This window comes from Nocardia sp. IBHARD005, assembly GCF_052814245.1.
The window spans coordinates 3,033,121-3,053,387 of record NZ_CP199935.1; the positions used below are offsets into that span (position 1 = coordinate 3,033,121).

General features: G+C 65.5%; 23 protein-coding genes and 1 tRNA gene. 9 read left to right on the plus strand and 15 right to left on the minus strand.

Annotated elements, in window-relative coordinates; genetic code table 11:
- Positions 1-53: 53 nt before the first annotated feature.
- Positions 54-632 (minus strand): PPA1309 family protein, encoded by a 579-nt coding sequence (locus ACTWPB_RS14155; RefSeq protein ID WP_446226093.1) that lies wholly within the window; start codon positions 630-632, stop codon positions 54-56.
- Positions 633-789: 157 nt separating this feature from the next.
- Between ACTWPB_RS14155 and ACTWPB_RS14160 the strand changes: the two genes are divergently transcribed.
- Positions 790-3,771, plus strand: a complete 2,982-nt coding sequence (locus ACTWPB_RS14160) for a UPF0182 family protein (protein WP_446226094.1) — start codon at positions 790-792, stop codon at positions 3,769-3,771.
- Positions 3,772-3,841: 70 nt separating this feature from the next.
- On the opposite strand, the gene ACTWPB_RS14165 is transcribed toward ACTWPB_RS14160, so the two are convergent.
- Positions 3,842-4,384: a transglycosylase family protein gene (locus ACTWPB_RS14165; protein WP_446226095.1), complete on the minus strand. Its 543-nt coding sequence runs from the start codon at positions 4,382-4,384 to the stop codon at positions 3,842-3,844.
- Positions 4,385-4,740: 356 nt separating this feature from the next.
- Between ACTWPB_RS14165 and ACTWPB_RS14170 the strand changes: the two genes are divergently transcribed.
- Positions 4,741-4,814 (plus strand) — tRNA-Met (locus tag ACTWPB_RS14170).
- A gap of 51 nt (positions 4,815-4,865) precedes the next feature.
- Here the strand turns inward: ACTWPB_RS14170 and ACTWPB_RS14175 are convergent.
- The gene (locus ACTWPB_RS14175) at positions 4,866-5,123 is read right to left on the minus strand and encodes an HPr family phosphocarrier protein (protein WP_446226096.1); all 258 of its coding nucleotides are present in this window, start codon (positions 5,121-5,123) and stop codon (positions 4,866-4,868) included.
- A 128-nt stretch (positions 5,124-5,251) separates the two neighbouring features.
- Here ACTWPB_RS14175 and ACTWPB_RS14180 point away from each other — a divergent pair, with 128 nt between their 5' ends.
- Positions 5,252-5,554 (plus strand): hypothetical protein, encoded by a 303-nt coding sequence (locus ACTWPB_RS14180; RefSeq protein WP_446226097.1) that lies wholly within the window; start codon positions 5,252-5,254, stop codon positions 5,552-5,554.
- Here ACTWPB_RS14180 and ACTWPB_RS14185 read toward each other — a convergent pair.
- Entirely contained in the window at positions 5,516-5,740 is a 225-nt protein-coding gene (locus ACTWPB_RS14185) for a hypothetical protein (RefSeq protein WP_446226098.1), read from the minus strand. The genes ACTWPB_RS14180 and ACTWPB_RS14185 overlap by 39 nt on opposite strands.
- A gap of 80 nt (positions 5,741-5,820) precedes the next feature.
- Here ACTWPB_RS14185 and ACTWPB_RS14190 point away from each other — a divergent pair, with 80 nt between their 5' ends.
- Together ACTWPB_RS14190 and ACTWPB_RS14195 are read left to right on the plus strand one after the other, a co-directional pair.
- Positions 5,821-6,996, plus strand: coding sequence for an alpha-hydroxy-acid oxidizing protein (locus tag ACTWPB_RS14190; protein ID WP_446226099.1), 1,176 nt, complete (start codon positions 5,821-5,823; stop codon positions 6,994-6,996).
- A gap of 137 nt (positions 6,997-7,133) precedes the next feature.
- Positions 7,134-7,892 (plus strand): DUF6319 family protein, encoded by a 759-nt coding sequence (locus ACTWPB_RS14195; RefSeq protein WP_446226100.1) that lies wholly within the window; start codon positions 7,134-7,136, stop codon positions 7,890-7,892.
- Here ACTWPB_RS14195 and ACTWPB_RS14200 read toward each other — a convergent pair.
- Positions 7,881-8,885 carry a hypothetical protein gene (locus ACTWPB_RS14200; protein ID WP_446226101.1) on the minus strand — a complete coding sequence of 335 codons (1,005 nt, stop codon included), beginning with the start codon at positions 8,883-8,885 and terminating at the stop codon, positions 7,881-7,883. The genes ACTWPB_RS14195 and ACTWPB_RS14200 overlap by 12 nt on opposite strands.
- A gap of 308 nt (positions 8,886-9,193) precedes the next feature.
- Between ACTWPB_RS14200 and ACTWPB_RS14205 the strand changes: the two genes are divergently transcribed.
- Positions 9,194-9,637, plus strand: a complete 444-nt coding sequence (locus ACTWPB_RS14205) for a helix-turn-helix domain-containing protein (RefSeq protein WP_446226102.1) — start codon at positions 9,194-9,196, stop codon at positions 9,635-9,637.
- Between the two features lie 78 nt (positions 9,638-9,715).
- On the opposite strand, the gene ACTWPB_RS14210 is transcribed toward ACTWPB_RS14205, so the two are convergent.
- The 4 genes from ACTWPB_RS14210 to ACTWPB_RS14225 all read right to left on the minus strand — a co-directional run bounded on the left by ACTWPB_RS14210 (position 9,716) and on the right by ACTWPB_RS14225 (position 13,237).
- Positions 9,716-10,960, minus strand: a complete 1,245-nt coding sequence (locus tag ACTWPB_RS14210; RefSeq protein WP_446226103.1) for a cytochrome P450 — start codon at positions 10,958-10,960, stop codon at positions 9,716-9,718.
- A gap of 35 nt (positions 10,961-10,995) precedes the next feature.
- Complete coding sequence (locus ACTWPB_RS14215) at positions 10,996-11,994, minus strand: NAD-dependent epimerase/dehydratase family protein (RefSeq protein WP_446226104.1); 999 nt, start codon at positions 11,992-11,994, stop codon at positions 10,996-10,998.
- The gene (locus tag ACTWPB_RS14220) at positions 11,984-12,658 is read right to left on the minus strand and encodes an AfsR/SARP family transcriptional regulator (protein ID WP_446226105.1); all 675 of its coding nucleotides are present in this window, start codon (positions 12,656-12,658) and stop codon (positions 11,984-11,986) included. The genes ACTWPB_RS14215 and ACTWPB_RS14220 overlap by 11 nt, the downstream gene beginning before the upstream one ends.
- Positions 12,659-13,024: 366 nt before the next feature.
- Positions 13,025-13,237, minus strand: coding sequence for a hypothetical protein (locus tag ACTWPB_RS14225; RefSeq protein ID WP_446226106.1), 213 nt, complete (start codon positions 13,235-13,237; stop codon positions 13,025-13,027).
- 109 nt (positions 13,238-13,346) lie between these two features.
- On the opposite strand from ACTWPB_RS14225, the gene ACTWPB_RS14230 reads away from it, so the two are divergent.
- From ACTWPB_RS14230 to ACTWPB_RS14240, 3 genes are all read left to right on the plus strand, one after another.
- Complete coding sequence (locus ACTWPB_RS14230) at positions 13,347-13,673, plus strand: hypothetical protein (RefSeq protein ID WP_446226107.1); 327 nt, start codon at positions 13,347-13,349, stop codon at positions 13,671-13,673.
- A gap of 107 nt (positions 13,674-13,780) precedes the next feature.
- The gene (locus tag ACTWPB_RS14235) at positions 13,781-14,257 is read left to right on the plus strand and encodes a DUF4260 family protein (RefSeq protein ID WP_446226108.1); all 477 of its coding nucleotides are present in this window, start codon (positions 13,781-13,783) and stop codon (positions 14,255-14,257) included.
- 92 nt (positions 14,258-14,349) lie between these two features.
- Complete coding sequence (locus tag ACTWPB_RS14240) at positions 14,350-15,282, plus strand: NAD-dependent epimerase/dehydratase family protein (RefSeq protein WP_446226109.1); 933 nt, start codon at positions 14,350-14,352, stop codon at positions 15,280-15,282.
- 72 nt (positions 15,283-15,354) lie between these two features.
- Here the strand turns inward: ACTWPB_RS14240 and ACTWPB_RS14245 are convergent, their stop codons facing one another.
- Genes ACTWPB_RS14245 through ACTWPB_RS14270 form a run of 6 tightly spaced genes read right to left on the minus strand, consistent with a single transcriptional unit; the run spans position 15,355 to position 20,256 of the window.
- Positions 15,355-16,596 carry an FAD-dependent oxidoreductase gene (locus ACTWPB_RS14245; protein WP_446226110.1) on the minus strand — a complete coding sequence of 414 codons (1,242 nt, stop codon included), beginning with the start codon at positions 16,594-16,596 and terminating at the stop codon, positions 15,355-15,357.
- Positions 16,596-17,423 carry a thioesterase II family protein gene (locus ACTWPB_RS14250; RefSeq protein ID WP_446226111.1) on the minus strand — a complete coding sequence of 276 codons (828 nt, stop codon included), beginning with the start codon at positions 17,421-17,423 and terminating at the stop codon, positions 16,596-16,598. The genes ACTWPB_RS14245 and ACTWPB_RS14250 overlap by 1 nt, the downstream gene beginning before the upstream one ends.
- Positions 17,420-18,541 (minus strand): alpha/beta hydrolase, encoded by a 1,122-nt coding sequence (locus tag ACTWPB_RS14255; RefSeq protein ID WP_446226112.1) that lies wholly within the window; start codon positions 18,539-18,541, stop codon positions 17,420-17,422. The genes ACTWPB_RS14250 and ACTWPB_RS14255 overlap by 4 nt, the downstream gene beginning before the upstream one ends.
- Positions 18,534-19,256, minus strand: coding sequence for a 4'-phosphopantetheinyl transferase family protein (locus tag ACTWPB_RS14260; protein WP_446226113.1), 723 nt, complete (start codon positions 19,254-19,256; stop codon positions 18,534-18,536). The genes ACTWPB_RS14255 and ACTWPB_RS14260 overlap by 8 nt, the downstream gene beginning before the upstream one ends.
- Positions 19,253-20,026, minus strand: a complete 774-nt coding sequence (locus tag ACTWPB_RS14265; RefSeq protein WP_446226114.1) for a 2-oxo acid dehydrogenase subunit E2 — start codon at positions 20,024-20,026, stop codon at positions 19,253-19,255. The genes ACTWPB_RS14260 and ACTWPB_RS14265 overlap by 4 nt, the downstream gene beginning before the upstream one ends.
- On the minus strand, positions 20,023-20,256 hold the full coding sequence (locus tag ACTWPB_RS14270) for an acyl carrier protein (RefSeq protein WP_446226115.1): 234 nt from the start codon (positions 20,254-20,256) through the stop codon (positions 20,023-20,025). Before ACTWPB_RS14270 ends, ACTWPB_RS14265 begins: the two co-directional genes overlap by 4 nt.
- Between the last annotated feature and the right edge of the window lie 11 nt (positions 20,257-20,267).

Here is a 20,267-nt window from a genome sequence, read left to right on the forward strand (position 1 = left end):
TCGCACCCTTCGGTCAGTCCATCGGCGCAGGCGCGCCGAGAACACGAGGGCGGCTACTCCAAGGTGTGGTGCAGGGCCTCGACCAGGCCCGGTGCCAGGTTGGGGTAGGTGCGCAGGTCGAGATCGCCGAAGCCGTCGTCGTCCTCGGGACGGATCTGCAGCAGGCACAGGGTGGCGCCCTGGCGCAGCACACCCGCGATGAGCCTGGCGTCGCGGCGACCCGGATGCGCGCGCGCGGCGGCGCGCCCAGCCGCGTCGGCGGCCTCGTCATCGGCGAGTAGCGGAACCAGTGCTTCGTCGAGATCGCTCTCGGCGTCGGGCGGCAGCACCACGATCTCCTGCACCAGCACGCAGCCTTCGACCGCGGGCGGCCAGGTGGTGGTGGCCAGGAACTCGTCCAACGCCATCGACCCGCCGGTGATGTCGTCGGGGAAGGCTTCCTGGGCGACTGGGGTCAGCTCGCTGCCGTCGTCGAGCTGGTCTTGCAGGTCCGGTTCGGCCGCGGCCAGGTCGGCGGTCGGCACCAACGCGAACATCTGCGGCGGGTTTCCCCAGCCCTCGGCGTCGGCGAACTCGACGACCTCGCGCACACAGCGGGCGAGGAGAACTTCGGCGTGCTCGTCTTCGGTCACCCGCACATCCAATCATTTTCGGCCCAGACGCTTGCACGGTGTCCGATTTCCGTAGAGTGGGCCACAACGGTCCGGCAACGGATCGCCCGCAACATTCGGACTGCGGTGACTGCGCCGATCAACGGTGTGGAACCGCCGGAGCATGGAGAGTGGCACCGTGGGCATGCGGCCCCCCACCGGCTTACCTTCGTTGTCCCGACGCAGCCGTGTGCTGCTGGTGACAGCAGTCGTCCTCGCGGCGTTGCTGCTGCTCGGGCCCCGCTTCACCGATGCCTATACCAATTGGTTGTGGTTCGGTGAGGTCGGTTATCGCAGTGTGTATCTCGGCGTGTTGCGCACGCGGCTGATGCTGTTCGTGGTCGTCGCGTTGCTCGTCGGCCTCGTGGTCTGGGCGGCGCTACTGCTGGCCTATCGGTCGCGTCCGGTCTTCGTGCCGGTCGCCGGGCCCAACGATCCGATCGCGCGCTACCGCACGACCGTGATGAGCAAGCTGCGGCTGTTCGGCGTCGGCATCCCGGTGCTGCTCGGCGTGCTGTCGGGGCTGGTCGCGCAGTCGAATTGGGCGACGGTGCAGCTGTTCCTGCACGGTGGCGAGTTCGGTCAGCAGGACCCGCAGTTCGGACTCGACATCGGTTTCTACACCTTCGATCTGCCGTTCTACCGGATGGTGCTGAACTGGCTGTTCGTCGCCGTGGTGATCGCGTTCTTCGCGAACCTGGTGACCCACTACGTGTTCGGCGGCCTGCGGCTGGCCGGGCGTGAAGGCACCCTCACCAGGGCCGCGCGCGTACAGCTCGCGGTGATCGCGGGAATCTTCGTACTGCTCAAGGCGGTGGCGTACTGGTTCGACCGGTACGACCTGTTGTCGAGCACACGCAAGGAGCCGACCTTCGGCGGTCCGTCGTTCACCGACATCAACGCGGTGCTGCCCGCCAAACTGATCCTGCTCTCGATCGCGGTGATCTGCGCGATGGCGTTCTTCGCCGGAATCGTCTTGCGCGATCTGCGGGTTCCCGCCATGGCGGCGGCGCTGTTGGTGCTGTCGTCGATCCTGGTCGGTGCGGTGTGGCCGATGGTGGTCGAGCAGTTCTCGGTGCGCCCCAACGCGGCCGAGAAGGAGAGCCCCTACATCGAGCGCAATATCATGGCGACTCGCGAGGCGTACGGGATCACCGACGACAAGGTCGAGTATCAGGACTACCGAGGTAGTTCCACGAAGAGCCCGCTCGAGGTCCCCGCCGACGCGGCGACCATCGGCAACGCGCGCCTGCTCGACCCGAACATCCTCTCGCCCACCTTCACTCAGCTGCAGCAGCGCAAGAACTTCTACGGCTTCCCCGAGTCGCTCGACATCGACCGCTACAACCTCAACGGCGACCTCCAGGACTACATCGTCGCCGCCCGCGAGCTGCATCCCCAGGCCCTGTCGGGTAACCAGAAGGACTGGATCAACCAGCACACCGTCTACACCCACGGCAACGGGTTCGTCGCCGCGCCCGCCAACCGGGTGAACAAGCCGCAGTCCGAGGCGCAGAGCGCCGCGGGCGGCAGCGATTCGGGCTATCCGCTGTTCATGGTGAGTGACCTGTTCACCAAGGTCGAGGATCAGCAGATCAAGGTCGACCAGCCGCGCATCTACTACGGCGAGCTGATTTCCCAGACCGACCCCGACTACGCCATCGTCGGCACCGCCGAGGGCCAGGCGCCGCGCGAATACGACTCCGACGAGGCCCAGTTCACCTACGACGGCAGCGGTGGCGTGCCGATCGGGAACTGGTTCAACCGGCTGGCTTTCGCGGCCAAGTACGCCGAGCGCAATATCTTGTTCTCCTCCGCCATCAGCGAGGACTCCAAGATCTTGTTCAACCGCGGTCCGCGTGATCGGGTGCAGAAGGTCGCCCCGTGGCTGACCACCGACGGCAACGCCTACCCGGCGGTGATCGATGGCCGCGTCAAGTGGATCGTCGATGCCTACACCACGCTGGACAAGTACCCCTACGCGCAGCCGACCTCGCTCGACGGCGCGGTCGAGGACAGCATCGACAAGAAGACCGGGCGCGTGATCCCGCGCAAGGAGGTCAGCTACATCCGTAACTCGGTGAAGGCCACCGTCGACGCCTACGACGGCACCGTCACCCTGTACGAGACCGACACCGTCGACCCGGTCCTCAAGGCCTGGCGCGGGGTGTTCCCGGACGCGGTGAAGCCGCAGAGCGAGATCTCCCCGGAGCTGCGCGCGCACTTGCGCTACCCGGAGGACCTGTTCAAGGTCCAGCGCGACATGTTGACGAAGTACCACGTGGACAATCCGCGCGAGTTCTTCACCAACAACGCGTTCTGGTCGGTACCCAGTGACCCGACGATCGAGGGCGGCACCTTCAACCAGCCGCCGTACTACGTGCTGCTGGGCGATCCGAAGACCACCAAGCCGGTATTCAATCTGACCTCGGCGATGGTGGGCTACAACCGGCAGTTCCTGTCGGCCTACATCTCGGTGCGCTCCGACCCCGAGGGGTACGGCAAGTTCACCGTGTTGCAGCTGCCGACCGACTCCCAGACCCAGGGTCCGCAGCAGACCCAGAACTCGATGACCACCGCCGACGCGGTGTCCCGAGAGAAAACCCTGCTGTCGAACTCGAACAAGATCCGCTACGGCAACCTGCTCACGCTGCCGGTGGCCGACGGCGGCATCCTCTACGTCGAACCGTTCTACAACGAACGCAACACCGGTTCGTCGACCTTCCCGCAGCTGCTTCGCGTGCTGGTGAGCTATCGCGACGCGGCGGGCAGCGTGAAGGTCGGGTACGCGCCGACACTGGCCGAGGCGCTGAACCAGGTGATTCCGGGTGCGGGCTCGCTGGCGACCCCGTTCGGTGGCGATCCGTCGGTGAAGCCGAAACCGGGGGCGACCCCGCCGGTCGACCCGGGCACTGTCACGCCGCCCAGCGGCGGCACGACACCGCTGCCCGGGACGACACCGCCCGTTGGCTCGACCCAGGAGGCCGCGGCCGCCGACCTCAGCCGCAAGATCGAGGCGGTGCGCACGGCGATGCGGACGGGCAACTTCACCGATTTCGGTAAGGCCCTGGAAGAACTGGACGCCGCGGTGAAGGCGTATCAGGACGCGGGCGGCCGCTAGTCAGCCGCGTAACAGCAAGTAGGGCCCCGTCACGATGACGGGGCCCTACTTGTGCAGGGGGAACGGTGGATCAGCCGCCGAGCGAGGCGATCAGCGGAGCGTTGGCGTTCAGCAGGTCCCGGTACTGACCCGAAACACCGAACTGGTCGGCCAGGGCCTGGCCCGCGGCCGTGGCCTGGTCGACGGCAGCCTGGACATCGGTCTTCGCCTCGGCGGGCAGCTCGACCGGCAGTTCGACGGCGGGCTCTTCGGCCACCTCGGGCTCGGACGCGCCCGACTGCAGGAACTTGCCGCAGTGCGGCCACGCGCCGACGCCCTGGCTGGCGAGCACGTTCTCCGCGACGCGGATCTGCTCTGCCTTGCTGGCGTTGTGCGCCGAGCCCTGGCCGCCGTTGGCCGCCCAGGTGCTCTGCGAGAACTGCAGGCCGCCGTAGTAGCCGTTGCCGGTGTTGATGCCCCAGTTGCCACCGCTCTCGCACTGAGCGACGCCGTCCCAGTTGTAGGCGGCGGCGGAGGCGGTGCCGGTGGCGAGGCTGAACGGAACGGCAACCAGGGCGCCGGTGATGGCGGCGACGCCAAGGGCACGGGTGCTGAATTTCCGGGTCTCAGTCATGGGGGAGACGCTAACCAATGAATCGATGCCGATCACATCTTGATAACGAGCGGATTCTATGAATGAAATAGGCGTCTTATCAATGTTTACGCTGCATAGCCAGTGGGAATACCTAGATTCCGGTCGGTCTGTTATTGGTCCGTTATGTGTTCGGGATCACGGGGTAATAGTGACGCCGCTCACCGAAACTCGCCACCGACGCACGCGGTTGCTGGAATATGTGATGGCAGACACATTCAATGACCGCGAGGTGCGGTGTTGCACGGTGAGGATTCGTCGAATCGGTCGAAAAACTGGTGCTGACCTCGCGATTTGGCGCCCGCGCGCTCCTGTGTGTAATGTTGTGTTCACACCGACGCGGGGTGGAGCAGCTCGGTAGCTCGCTGGGCTCATAACCCAGAGGTCGCAGGTTCAAATCCTGTCCCCGCTACAAACGAAAGGCCCGGAACCACTGGTTCCGGGCCTTTCGCGTTATTCGAGACTAGGCGTCGAGGTCGCTGGCGACGAGCTCCGCGATCTTGTCCAGGGTCGGCTGATCGTCGCTGGTGATGGTCACCTCGGCGCCCTGGCCTGCGCCGAGGGTCATGATCATCAGCGCCGAACCCGCGTCTACCGGGTCGCCGCCGGTGACCGCGATGGTGACTGCAACGCCCGCCGCGCCGACCGCTTCGGCGATCAGGGCCGCGGGGCGGGCGTGCAGGCCGACCGAGGAGCCGACGGTGACGGTGGTGCTTGCCATGGGATATCTCCTACTTGAGTGAGGTCGAAGCACATCACTCCCAGGATGACACCGAGCGCGATGGCGGAGGTGCCGGACAGGCGCCGAGCCAGTCGGTTTGTCCTTGGGTCGCGCCCGCACGAGTTGCCGTGCAGGACGAACGTCAAGATGCCGACGGCGGAGTTGCCTCGGGTCAAGGGCTGGTGCTCGAGGACGCCGTACTCGACGAACTCGCCGCGCGCTACCTCGCGCCGGAGGTGAGCGAACCGGGTGAGGGCACCCTGCTGGAATTGGACCGCGACGGCCGTCGCTGGGGTTTCGTGCGCCCGGACGAACCGTTCACCCCCACGGAGATCGCCCGTGCGCATCGGCTCGCCGATCTGGCGGCGCTCACCGCGCGGCAGCGGTGCGGGTCAGTCGAAGCCGAGGTCGCTGGTGAGTGGATCGCGTAGGGCGCCCTCGGCGGCCCGCAGTCGATCGGTGACCGAGGTCAGCAGATCCATCGAGTCCTGGGACAGCCCGAGCGAGAGGCGGGTCAGGTGACGGATGGCATCGCAATGGAAGAGGTCGGCGAGTAAGGCGTCCGGATCGGCGGGCGCAGCCGAGTGTTCGACGACGGTCACGACAGGGGCACTCACAATCTCGTATTTTCGAGTATGACGCACCTTACATCCCCCCTGCGGTCCGTGAACCCCGGTCGGCGTGCGAAAGTGCTGCAATGAGTCAGTTCGCCGACTATCAGAACGAGATCTACCTGGCCGCGCTCGGTGGGATCCAGCCCGAATTTCCCATGGATTACGCGACGCTCGAACGCAAAGCCACTGCGGCACTGCCGGATTCGTTGCTGAACTATATCGCCGGTGGGGCGGGCGACGAGCTCACGCAGCGGCGCAACGCCGAAGCCTTCGCGGATTGGGGTCTGGTGCCGCGGATGCTGGTGGGCGCCACCGAGCGCGATCTCACCGTCACCGCGTTCGGCCACACCTTCGCGAGTCCGCTGTTCCTCGCGCCGGTGGGAGTGATCGGTCTGGTCGGTGAGAAGGGCCACGGTGACATCGCGGTCGCCGAGGCGTCGGCGCACACCGGTGTGCCCGCGATGTACTCGACGTTGATGGAGGATCCGCTCGAGGACGTGCGCCCGCACGCAGGTGACACGCCTTCGTTCTTCCAGCTGTACACGCCGAAGAACCGCGAGCTCGCCGAGAGTCTGGTGCACCGCGCCGAGGCCGCGGGCTACGCGGGCATCACCGTCACTCTCGACACCTGGGTGCCCGGTTGGCGGCCGCGCGATCTGGCCAGCGGAAACTTCCCCCAGCTGCGTGGGCATGTGCTGAAGAACTACACCAGCGACCCGGTCTTCCAGCAGATGGTCGGCTCCGACGACCCCAAAATGATTGTCCTGCACTGGATCGCGACCTTCGGTAACTCGCTGACCTGGGACGACCTCGGCTGGTTGCGTTCGATCACCGATCTGCCGCTGATCCTCAAGGGCATCTCCCATCCCGAGGACGCGCGCAAGGCGATCGACTTCGGCGCCGATGGCATCTACTGCTCCAATCACGGTGGGCGCCAGGCCAACGGTGGTCTGAGCGCGCTCGAGACATTGCCCGCGGTGGTGGCCGCCTGTGATGATCGGGTGCCGGTGCTGTTCGACTCCGGGGTGCGTTCGGGTGCCGATGTGGTGAAGGCGCTCGGACTCGGCGCGACGATGGTCGGGCTCGGCAGGCCGTATGTGTACGCGCTCGCGCTGGGTGGGGTGGCCGGTCTGGTGCATCTGCTGCGCAGCTACGCCGCCGAAGCGGACCTGTTGATGGCGGTCAACGGCTATCGAGATGTGGCCGCGGTGCGCGAGAACATTCGGCCGACCACGCGCGGTAACGCCGCTCGCGGCTGAGGGGAGTCGCGGCCCGGAATTCCCGCGCAGGAGGGGGTTTTCGGGCCGTGTGGGCGGCTCGGGCGCGAACTTGTCGGTGCCGTGCGGCATCATCGGTGCCACAGACCACGCTGTAGCACCAACCTCCGGAGTCCACGATGTCCTCGCCGAGCACCAAGTCCGCATCCCGCCGATCAGCACCGCCGGTACTGTCCGACGCCGAGCTCGCGCGTATCGCAGGCGAGCTCGCCGAGGGGAAGCCGCCGATGGTGTGGTTCACCGCCGCCGCTGTCGGTGTCGCCGAGGGGAAGTCGGGCAAGGTGGTCGCGCTCGACGACCCGTCCGCCGGCGACTTCCTGCAGGTGCGGCCCACCGGTTCCAAAGATGTGCTCTCGTTCGGCCCGAGCGAGGTAACGCTGACCAAGCCGGCCCGCGGGACTACGGTAGCGCCGGGCGGATCCGTACGGACCCGCCCGGACAGTGTCCCCGCGCCGAGCAACCGAAAGGACAACACTGTGACCCAGCCGTCGACCCCGCCGAGCGCCGCACCGACGCCGCCCGCGCCCCGGTCGCTCGCGCCCGTGCCCGACGAGTCCGCGTCCAAGCCCGCGACCCCACGTCCGGCGAAGACGACGGCAGCGCGCAAGGTCAAAGCCCCCGAGGTGACCGTCACTCTGACCGGTACTTCCGACGGCGAGTGGACCGTCGATGTCGTCAACGGCAAGAAGCGCAGTGTGAAGGGCTTGGCAGTGAACAGCGGCGCTGTCGCCCAGGCCGCCAAGATCCTGCACCCGGAGGTCGAGGAAGTGGTGGCGGGGATCCTCGAAGCGGCCAGGGGCGCACAGCTTGCCAAGGTCGCCCAGTTGCAGGCCGAATTGGAGGCGGCCCAAAGGATGCTCGCGGAATTAGGAGACTGAGCTACCCGCGCGCCTTTCCTGATACACCGCGCCGTGGTCTTCTCGAACGCTGCGGGATATCGCGAACAAGGATGCGCCGGCAGCCGCGATCGAATGGCCGGCGGCAAGGCCGCCGCGCCGGCTGGAGGACCCCCACAGTGACTCCGAGCCGGCTTCCATCGCACGGATGCGGATCGGATCATGCGGCGGCAGCAGTGCGATCCGGTCCGACAGTTCGGCGATCAGATCGACGAGACGCGCAGTGGGATGTACTCGGGCCCACAGTGATTCACCGATCGACATTCGGTACGGCCCGGCGAGATGTTCGCGCAGCGTTTCGAGATCGGCTGTTCGCCGCCGGGTGTTGCGGCGCAACGAGGTGATGTTCCAGATCACCACCAGCGCCAGACCGCCGCTCAGGATCGATGCCAGTGCCGTAGACACCACGACCGCGATCGCGGGAGTGAGCGCACCGAACGGGGCGAGGATGCGCGCCGCGACATAGAAAATGGCAAGCAATGCCGTTGTCTTGATGAGTAGCAGGACCGGCGTGGCACCGAGATCGGGCACCCACTCGCCGCGCCACATCACCAGTGCGAGCACAGTGATGCCGATGTTCACCAGCATCGCGTAGGCGAAGAAGCGCGGGTCTTCGAACATGTGCACCGAGATCCGATCCACCAGATCTTGCTGCGGTATGGCGAAGAAGATCACGGACAACGTGACGATGATCGTGTAGGTAAGGGTCAGTATCCTTCGCCGCGGTGCGCGTGGCGATCCGATGCTGGACAGCAGAGCGAGCGAGATCAGCATGAAGCAATCCGCCGCGAGGTGACCGACCTTGGGGTAGATGTGCTGAGTTATCCACGTGTCCACCGGCTCTCGGAAGATGAACGAGGACAGCGCCGCGACGGCCAGTGCCGCCGCGAGTGGGCGACTGTGCGTACCGGAGGCGAAGTACAGCACAAGCAGCAGGGCCATCGTGCCGGCGAAGTAGCTGAACAGCGCAACCATCAGATCCTCGTCAGTACCGCGGGTGAACGAGCAGGGACCGACAGGACGGCTCCATGCCCAGTGACTATTACCCTAGCAACAGTTGCCGATTTGGGCTTGCCGAGCGCGCTGGCTTATCCTTGCAGCTCCCAGCGTGTTTCGAGCGATCGTGGTGCGGTGAGACATGTTTGATACACCGAACGTTGTAACACCATTGTTATTACGATAATATAATCGAATCGTTCTTGCGCGTGTATTCTCAACTGCGGAAACAGTTGGCGCCCGCGCCGGTAATCGGGGTGGGGCATGTATGTGAAAAGGCGGATGTCGTGAGTGCCGACGGTGAGAAGAACATGCACACCGGGGGTGACTTCACCGAGAGGATCCGTCAGCTGTTCGACTCTGTGCCGAACGACTCCGGCCGTCGGATGACAGTGAAAGAGGTATGCCACGCCGCCGCCGCCAAGGGGCACGACATCAGCGAGGCATACCTCTATCAGCTGTCCCAGGGCCGTAAGTCGAATCCGTCTTACAGTGCGATCAATGCGATTTCGGCAGGGTTCGGCGTCCCGGCTACTTACTTCTTCGACGACGATCTACGCGTCCAAATCGATCGCCAGATCGAACTGCTGCGGTTGCTCGCTGACACCCCCGTACAGCAGATCTACTTCCGGGCCAGGGATCTGTCCGACGAGAATGTGGAAGAAGTGCTCGAGTACGTGCGTTATCTGCGGCACAAGCAGAATCTTCCGCCGCTGGACGACCTGCGCTGAGCCCGCCCGGGCACAGGGAAAGGCAAGCCGGCTCGCACGTCCTCCCAGATGCGAACCGGCTTGCCGCTGTGACCTCTGCTACCAGGTAACCGGCAAGCGCTCGAGGCCGTGAACCAGCATTCCGCCCCGCATGGCGAGGTTGTCGACCGAGTCCGCGAGACGAATCGCAGGGAACCGGTGGAACAGTGAGTTCAGCGCGATTTCGAGTTCGACCCGCGCGAGATTAGCGCCGAGGCAGTAGTGAATTCCGTGGCCGAATGCCAGGTGTCCTTGGCTGCCCCGTTCGAGATCGACCGACTTGGCCTGCGGAAATTGCCGGTCGTCCTGGTTGGCCGATGCGACGGACGCGATCACGCCGCTGCCCTTCGGGATCAGCTGACCGGCGATCTCGACGTCCTCGACAGTGACGCGGTACGGTCCGCCGTCTCCGATGGGGTTCACCCGCAGCAGCTCGTCCACCAGTGCGAGTGTCTTCTCGGGTGCGGTCAGAATCCGTTCCCGCAGGTCGTCGTCGCGCAGTACATTCAGCACGAGTGAACTGGTCATACTCACCGTGGTCTCGTGACCGGCCACCAGAATGGTGATCGCCATCATCACCACCTCGACTTCGCTGAGTGTGCCGTTCTCGTCGGACTGCGTCGTCAGGGCGCTGAGTAGATCGTCTCGCGGCTCGGCACGCCGGGAATCGACGAGGTCCTTCAGATATGCCGCCAGTGCGAACCGGTTCTCGTGCACCTCCGCGTCGCTCATATGCGTCAGCGAAACAAACGCATCCGACCATTTCCGGAACTTGTCCTGGTCTTCGTGCGGAACGCCGAGTAGTTCGCAGATCACCTGGATCGGCATCGGAAACGACAAGGCCGTATTCAGATCTGCCTGCGATCCCGCTTCGGCCATCGCGTCGAGCAGGGAATCGGTGATCTCCTGGATACGGGGGCGTAGCTCGGTGATCCGGCGGTTGGTGAACGCGGCTGTCACCAGTTTGCGCAGCCGGGTGTGCTCCGGCGCATCGGTCGTGAACAAGGTGTTCGGCGGAAAGATCACGCTCGAGAGTTTGGGCGCACCCTCGTCGAGCATCGCGCGACGGCTGAAGCGCGGATCCGACAGTGCCACTTTGACATCGGCGTAGCGGCTGAGCACGAAGCCGTGGTCGCCGCTGGGGAAGGTCACCGGCTTGACCGGGCAATCGGCTCGGAGTTCGTCATAAATCGGCGGAATGTCGGTGGCGCTGTTTCGGGTGAAGGGATAGGGGCAGCGAAGAGTGGATGCGTGCTCCTCGTCGGTCGGAGCGTTTTCGGTGGGGCTGTCGCGCACGTCAGTCACAATGAATCCGTTCTATCGGTGGAGGAACCGGCGAACTAAGCCGACTCGATCTTCTCGGAGTAGAAGGCGCGTAGGGCTTCCAGACCGGCTGCACGCGAGGTGGCGGGCTGGTAGCCGAGGTCTCGGGCAGCTTTGGTGGTGTCGACGGTGACGGTGAGACCGAGCAGCCACACCATCGACAGGGTCAGCGGTGGACCGGACTTGAAGGGCAGCCGCCAGATGGCTTCGACCACTTTCGCCAGTTTCTGGGCGGCGCCGAAGCTCACCGAACCCGACGGGAGTTCCCGGTTCAGCGCATTGGCCATTGCCGCGGCCATCGTGCCGAATTCGATGGTGCCTTCGTCTGCGACGAAATACGCCTCGCCGCGTTCGCCTGCGGACTCCGCCAGGTGGATCGCGTGCACGAGATTGTCGACATGCGTGGTGGACGTCAACTGCTTGCCGTCGCCGAGCATCTTGAATTTCCCCGCGTCGATCGATTCGACAACGGCCTCGAGGCTGTGGTCCTCGGGTCCCCAGACAAAACGCGGCCGCAGGATGACGCCGTTCAATCCGCGGCGGCATGCCTCGGTCACGATGACTTCACCGGCTGCTTTCGATGCCGGATACAGTGCCTTCGCGCCGATCGCGAGCGGGCGGCTCTCGTCCACGTCGACCATGGGCGTACCGTCCATCACCGCTGCTTCCGAGCTGATGTGGATGAACCGGATATCGCGCGGGACGCACTCCTCGACCACAGCCCGCAGCGCTTCTTCATTGGTCCGGCGGTACACTTTCCGGCGCCATTCCGGGGGATGCGCGGCGGCCAGGTGAACGAAGGTGGACACGTCGTCGAGATGGGATGCCCACTCGGCGGTGTGGTCGAGTTCCCCACGAATCGGTGTGGCGCCGAGTTCGGTGATCTTCGCGGCGCTGCGGTCGGATCGGGCGAGCGCCTTGACCTCGATGCCGCGCTCGACGAGGCCCCTGATCACATGTGTGCCGATGAATCCATTGCCGCCGGTGACGAACCAGATTCGGTGTTCAGACTGCATATACCTGCCTTTCGGGCTGTCCGATCCTCGTGCCAGGGGGAATCGGCGATTGGTGGAGAATGCATTGGAATACATCGGTGACCATCGGGTCCGGATCTATTCCCAGTTCGGTACGAAGCAGGTTTTGCAGATCCCGATACACGATGAGTGCATCGGTTCGTCGCCTGCTGCGATAGAGCGCTATCATCAAATAGCGATAGAGATCCTCACGGTAGGGGTGTTCACGTACCAGCGAGGTGGCTTCGCAGACTACCTCTCGATTCATATCGAGTTCTGTCATGCACTCGATTCGAGTTTCGCGTGCGCTCAGATATAGTTCGGTCATTGTGGTGGAAAAAGTTTGGAGTTCGTCCGAATCGGCGATGCCTGCCAATGGGGTTCCGCGCCACAATGATAATGCGTGGCTCAGTGTGCTGACAGCGCCACCAAGGGATCCGGCCCGGAATTTGTTATGGCCAATTCGCACGGCTCGTTCAAAGCGGACCCAGTCGAGCGATTCGGGATCGATCTCCAGGCGGTAGCCGCCGTTTTCACTGGTGAGGTCACTGCGCGCGAGTTCGGCTGCTGCAATGGTTTCCCGCACTCGGCCTGCTTGTACGTGCACACCCTCTCTGGCGCGGGCCGGCGGATTTCCGTTCCAGATTATATCGATCAGCCGGTCCACCGAAATAACTGTATTGGGGTTTGCCAGCAGGGCGCCGAGGAAAGCCGATACATTGCGGCCTCGTATTGCTACCGGTTGCGCTGTCGGCGTGAGTAGTCGCAGCTCACCCAGGATGCCGAATCGGCACCCGATAGGACGGGGCACGGCAAATTCGTCATGCATGGTTCAGTCCAATCACAACAGCGTTCTTCGAACCGGGTCACGATGGGCACCGCAGGATCGGCAAAGATCGGAGCCATGACAATGGCATAATCTATTGACCGTGTCGGGGGTGTAGCCGATTGATTTGGTGCCAATTGTTACTTTAGTACAGCGCCGATCGGGCCGCATCGCGAGTGACTGACGTCACAGTTCTTTGGGCAGCGGTCAGTCGTTCCATGGTGCCGCGGCAAGATTGAAGGCGCGACTGCCGGGTGAAGCGCATTCGATCGCGTAGGCGCGAAGTATTCTTCGGTAGATGATGCGTGCATAGAGTTCCGCCTCGGCCTCTTCGCGCGAAGAGAACACTATCGGCGATCTCGCGCGCCGCAGGAGCCGTGCGGACAGTTCGGGGCTCAGGCTCGGGGCCAGCGGCGTCACGTTCGAATGTTCTGCCTCGACATGTGTCCCGTGCCTGCAGAGGATGTGGCCTATCTCGTGCAGTATGCCCAGTAGTGCGCTAGCCGGTGGAACTGACTGTGAGTATTCGATGAACTCAATCGAAACAGTCGACGTCCATGCCGCGCTTATTCGCTGTGGCAGCGGGGCCGCGGTGATCTCGATCCGCCGCCCGAGCCGCTTGGATATCCCGTCTATGAGGGTTGGCACGACCTCATCGCTGGGTATCCGGCGGATCGACGGAGTTATCAGGAGTGCGCGCAGAACAACCAATCGTCGTAGTGAATCCGCCACCGGGACCCGCCGTTTTGTCGAGGTTGATTTCGTAGCCCTCGCGCTACGAAATTGGAAGGCCGAGAGTATCACCCCGGTGGTGATGATGCCCGGCCGCTACGGTGGCATCCATCACTTTTGTTGAAGTCTTTGCTCGGTGTCCGGGACCTGGCTGTATTGGCCATCCGTCCAGTAGCGAGAGTATTCCCTCTGCGATTACGGTATGTGCCATACGTGAGAAGGGATTGGCGCATGCCACCGGCAATCGGAACTCCTGTTGACTCCGCATCCACACCACCTAAGCGTCGGCTTCGCCGGGTCGCCTACGCGATCGCGGGCCTTTTCTGCCTGACCTTCGCCATTTTCGAGATGGCTAAACACGGTCAGCCAACGCTGACTGTTGGAGTCATCGCGTTGATCGCGCCCGACCTCACCCTGTTCATCGGCCGCACACCGCCTGAGCGGGGTCGGCTGGCGCCGGCCGCCGTCCCCTACTACAACCTCGCGCATCGCACCGCGCTGCCATGGGCGGTGCTGCTGTACTTCGCCCTGGTACCCGACCTGTTCGGCGATGCGATATCAGGTCCGCTCGAGTACCTGCTGCCCAGCACGGTTCCCGAGGCGGCGGCCGGGTTCACCGTCGGTTTGGCGTGGATGGCGCACATCTGCATCGACCGCGCGCTCGGCTTCGGATTGCGGGCACCGGACGGCTGGCGAGTGCGGGACTAGGTCCACGCACCCGAATCAGACCACCCTCCACACCATCTGCGCCACCTTCGGCGACCACAGCCGATGAGACAACAGCCGACGATAGGAAATAGATGTCCGAGTACTTGGTGATCGGGTCCGGCGCGGTCGGACGCGCACTCACATCGATACTTGTCGAACAGGGCCATACGGTGACGGTCGCCACCCGATCGGGTTCCGGTCCCGATCTGCCGGGAACCACCCTCGCCGCCGCCGATGCGTCTGTACCAGAGCAGATCGAACCGCTGGCCCGCCGCGCCGAAGCCATCTTCTGCGCGGTGCACGGCTCGAAGTACGCGGCGCGGGTCTGGCGTGCCGAGTTGCCACCCATCGAGGCGGCCTTGCTCGATATCGCGGCCGAGCTGTCCATTCCGATCGTCTTCCCCGAGAGCATGTACGCCTTCGGGGCACCGGAGGGGCCGATGACCGAGACCTCCCCGCAGACGGCGACCACCGGCAAATCGCTGATCCGGGTCGAGTTGCTGCGGAACCGGAAAGCGCATGCGGCGCAGACGATCAGCGTGGCGGCGTCGGACTTCTTCGGCCCGCACGCGACGACCTCGCACATCGGTTCGCTGGTGGTACCGAAGGTGCTGGCAGGCAAATCCGTGCTTGCCCTCGGCGATGTCGACCAGCCGCACTCGTTCACCTATGTCCCTGACCTGGCGCGAGCGATGGTGATCGCGGCCGCGCAGGCGCAGACCCGCACCGAGTCGAACCGATTCCTGTTCGCTCCCACCGGTCCGCCGCTGACCATGGCCGAGATGACCGCGCGAGTCGCCGACGTCGCCGGTGTCGCGAAGGTGAGCGCGCGGGCGATTCCGGCGTGGCTGGTCCGGGCGGGCGGTGTGCTGGTGCCCGATCTGCGGGAGATGGCCGACGTGCTGCACCAGTGGACCCAGCCGTACGTGGTCGATTCCAGCCGCTCGGAGGAGGAACTCCAGCTGAAGCCGACCCCCCTCGACGACGCGCTCGCCGTGACTGTGGACTGGGCGCGCAACTGCTGACCTGAGCCCGAAACCGACACTGCCCCTGTGCGCTTGGCCAGCGCACAGGGGCAGTGTCGTCGAAGAAGTGAACTAGCGGGCCAAAGAACCGGTGGCGAGGTCGCCGCGCTGACGTTGCAACCGGAAGTAGGCGTTGGACAGGATCTGCAGACGCAACGGTTTGACGAGGTTCAGCACCCGGTACAGCGAACTGCGCGCGGCCACCCCGACGGGGTGCCCGATCGAGAACAGCCACTCCTGACGCAACTGCAGACCACGGGACGCGGCGACATCGGGCTCGCGCACACCCTGGAACTCCAGCACCGCGGCATCGAGGCGGGCTTCGCGGCCGCCCGTGGCGCCGAAGGCGGTCGACACGAGTTCGGCGAGCACGACGCCGTCGATCAGCGCGTGGTTCACGCCCTGCCCGAGCACCGGTGACAGGGTGTGCGCGGCATCGCCGATGAACACCAGACCGGGACGCGACCAGCGGGGCATCCGGGACGTGAAGATATCGAGGGTCGAGGTGTCGGTGAACCGGGTGACGTGCTCGCGGACCAGGTCCGACAGCTCCGGTGCCAGGTCCGAGATCCGCTGGTGCAGGGTGGCGATGCCGCTCTTGCGCAGTTCGCCGAGACTGCCCTTGGGAATGTTGAAGCCGACCCGGACCATGTCGGGGTAGGTGGGAATGAACAGGCCGTGGTCGGCGCCGCGCATCCTGATCCGATAGGTCTCGGTGTCCCACTGCTCGGGCAGCGGAGTGCGCATCCACACCACGTCCCGGTCTAGCTGGATCCGTTCGTAGTCCAGCTTCGACAGGGCGACGGTCTTCGAATACCGGCCGTCCGCACCGACTACCAACGCGGCACGCACCTCGTGTTCGCCGTCGGCGTCGGCGAAGGTCAGGCCGTGCACCCGGCCGTCGGTGACGATCAGATCGTGCACGTTCGCACCGCGCAGCATCCGGAAGCCGTCCGACTCGGCCGCGGCCTTCTCCAAAGCGTTGAGCAGTGTTGGTTGCGGCACCTCACGCGGATAGGGCTGCGGGTAGTCGAAATCGGCGAAGTCCGCCGACATCAGCAGGTTCCCGGCTTCGGAGATCTCCAGCTTCCTGGTCACCAGCGCGCCCGACTGGGTGATGTCGTCGAGCACGCCGAGCGCGTCGAGCAGGGCGACGGCATCCGGCGACAGGGACTCACCGCGGAAGGAACGCTCAGTGGTCAGGGTCTTTTCGACGACCGTCACCGACAGCCCGGCGCGACTGAGCGCGACCGCCGCCGACAGCCCGCCCGGCCCGGCCCCGATGATCGCGATGTCGGCGGTGTACGTGGTCATTAACTGGCCTTTCGATGAAGGATGCGGGGCGCACGGCCGGTGCCGCGGCGACCCCAGAATTCGATGGCTTTGCTGATCGCGGTGTCGCGGAAGGTGTGCGCGGCACCGCCGGAGAAGAAGTGGTCTGCTTCGAGGAACGACAGCGTGACGTCGGTGCCGATCTCGCGCCACGCGTCCACCCGATCAGGTGCGACGAGACCGTCCTCGGTGGCGCCGATGACATGGGTCGGCACGGCGAACTCGGTCGATGCCGCGACGAACCGGAACCGCTCGCACATGCGCAGGTCGTCGCGCACCGTCGGCAACAGCGGTGCGAGCCATTCCATCCGATGCAGCAGCGCTTCCGGCAAACCACCGAATCGGGCAAGGGCCGCGGCGAAGGCTGCGTCGTCGAGGGTGTCGACACCGATGGAGAGCGGGTCGAGCTGTGGCGCGGAAAAGGCCGCCACGACCAGACCGGCCGGCGGTTCGAGTCCTTGGTCGACCTGTCGGCGCGCTACCAGGTAGGCCAACAGCGCACCCATACTGTGTCCGACGAGGACGTAGTCACCGGTCATGCGGTCGGCATAGTGTTCGACGACGTAATCGACCACTGATTCGATGGTGCGGTGGACTCGACGACCGCCGACCGGTCTGGTCGACGGGAGTGCTACCGCGGTCAGTTCGACCCCGTCCGGTACCTGGTCGCGCCAGGTTCGGAAAGCGGTGGGGGCACCGCCCGCGTAGTGGAAACACAGCACGTTCAGCTGTGTGCTGGTGTGCTTTTCGCGCGGTTCGACCCGAGTGGGTGTGCTTCGGGTGAGTACGGCTTCGGTCTGATCGGTCATCCGGTGCTCCGAATATCGACGAAGGGTGTGCGGGCGGTGACGGCGGTGGCACGGCCCCGTGCGCGCCGGATCAGCGGCGGAAGATGTTTCAAGCCGACGGGTACGTCGGCGAAGTCGGCGAGTTCACCGGTCAGGGTCAGCGCGGTGTCGGCGATGTGGTTCGGAGATCCGTGCACGTCGTCGAACGCGAAGACGCTCGCGTGCCGGAGTTCGCCGAGCAGCGAGGCCACATCCTCGGGTGGCACGATCTCGTCGCGTCGGCTGGCGATGGCGGTGACCTTGGCGCTGACCCTGGCGAGCTCACCAGGGGTCACGGCGAACCGGCCGAGTTCGCCGGGCAGCCGGTCGGCCGCGATGCCGGTCGTCTTCGCAAGGGCGTCTTTGGTGGTCTGCGGGATCTGCTGCCACCAGCCGGCGTCGGTGAACAGGTGCCGCATCGGCGGCCCGACCGAGAAGATCCGCTCGATCCGCGGGTCGTATGCCGCGGCCCGCAGCGCCACGGTGCCACCGAAGCTCATGGCGGAGGCGAAGATCCGATGGACCGGAGTCACCGCGGCGAGGGCGTCGAACAGCTCGCTCAGGTCCTGACCGGAGCTGTCGCGGTAGTCGAGCGGGTGCTCGCCGACGCCGGGAAGTTCGGTGAGCACCACTGTCATGCCGAATCGGCGCCCGAGCTCGACGAACCGCGCCCACTGCTCCTTGATGCTGACGATCCCGCCGCACACCACCAGCACATCGCCGGAGTTGCCCCACGGCGCCCTGGTCCGTTCGGCGAGCCATACCGGCACCTCGCTTCCCGCGACCGGCAGGAGCACCCGGCGCACGCCGGCTGAGGCGGCCCAGATGCCGAACGCTTCGACGCACAATTGGTGTGCGGTGGCGGCGTCGGGCGTCGCGACGAACGGGAACCGGGCAAGGTTCAGATACGGCACCGCGTCGCGGTAGCGCTGCTGCTCGTACTCGCGTCGACCGGCCGCGAGCCACACCGTCGACCATCCGGTCGGGCCGTCGTCGATGGTGTCGATCGTCGCCAGGATCTGCTCGGCTCGCTGACTCGGCAGTCCCTGCGCCGCGGCGTGCAGCCGCACCAGATCGACGCGTTCGGCCAGGCTATGCATGGTGCCTCCAGTTGTGTGCCGCGCTGATCCGCAGACCGTGCTGTGTCGTGGTCGCGACCCGGGTTCGGTGGCCGTCCGGTGCCGCGACATATCGGGTGGTCGAGGCGGTGTCGCGGGTGGGCAGGCCGACGCAGATCCGCCGCGGATCAACGGTCAGTCCCGTGCCGCGAGCCTTCAGCACCGATTCCTTCATCGTCCACAGCGCGACCAGCGCGGTGTTGCGTTCACCCGGCTCGAGGTGGGCCAGCTGCGCCAGTTCGCGCGGATGCGCGACGGCGGCGGCGAAGGTGGGGGTGTAGATCGGCCGGTCGCTTGCCTCGATGTCGATCCCGACCGTGCCGCTGTTCACCACCGCCACCGCCAGGGTGTCGCCGGTGTGCGACAGACTGATGGCGACCGGCGCGGGCGCGGTGTGACGCCGCGCGTGCGGCGGGCGACCGGGCTCGGTGTGGATGCCGATCTCGCTGTCATCGCATCCCAGGTGATCGGCCACGACGGCGCGCAGTAGCGCGCGCGAGGCGAACAGCCGGCCCCGGGCGAACGCGGAGGTCATCGCGGTCCAGCGGTCGAACGCGTTGCCGAGTACCGCGCGAAGCTGCGTTTCCGGCGGGGTGGTGGCGGGCAGCCAGTCGGTGATGGTGGCCAGCCGGAACCGGCCGTCGGCATCGAGGTCCCATTGGGCGCCGACCTCGGTCCAGCCGGCTGCACGGCTCACGGCTGCCCGCTGTCGGCCGCGCTGAGGTGGCGGGCCAGTGCGGACAGCACATCGGCGGCGAGGGCGCCGTCGATGACCCGGTGATCGAAGGTCAGGCTCAGCGGCAGGACCGGGCGCACGACGATCTGTTCGGTATCGGCGACGGTGATCGCGACGGGTTTGCGCGTGATCCGGCCGAGCCCGATCGTGACCGTCGTGCCGCCGTAGGAGAAGAACCGGGCGACCTCGGCGTGTCCCAGTGAACTGAGTGCGACGGTGCCCATCCGCGCCGGGCCGCCCGATCGACGGGTGACGGCGGCGAAGACCAGGCGGGCCACCGAAAGCGGCAGCCGGTGCAAGGTGCGGATGCCGGCGAGTTCGTCGAGATCCTCGGCAGCGGTGTCGCGCAGCCGCTCGACGTGATCCTGGATCTGATCCAGCGACATCGCGGCGACGTCGGGCACCACCGCCGAGGCGGCACAGCGCACATCGTTGATCGTCTTGTCCAGCGCCAGTTTGATATCGACGGTTCGGTGCGAGGTCACCTGTGATTCCCACAGCCCGCCGATGGTCGCGTTCGCCTGCGGATACTCGGTCAGGGTCCGCGCCAGCGCCGCCATCACATAGGTGACGACGGAGATCTTGCGATCGGCCTGGCGCTGGTGCTCGGTCAGGGCGCTCGCGTCGACTTCGGTGTCGAGGTAGACCGCGCCCGCGGTCCGGGCATTGGCCAGGAAAGCGAGCGTATGGCGCCGCTCCCGCGCCAGCGACGTGACGTGCGTGCCGGTCATGACGCGACCTGCGCGGCGACAGCCTTGTACAGGTCGCCGAGGGAGGTGACCTCGATCAGCTCGCTCATCTCGAGGGTGTTCCCGGTGGTCGACTCGATCCCGGTGAGCACCTTCATCAGATAGACCGAGTCCCAATCGTTGAGGCTGTCGAACGGGGTGGCGAGGTCTTCGGCGACATAGAGCAGTCCGGTTTCGTTCACGATGAGTTCGACGAATTCCGATTCGGTCACGGCGGTGGTAC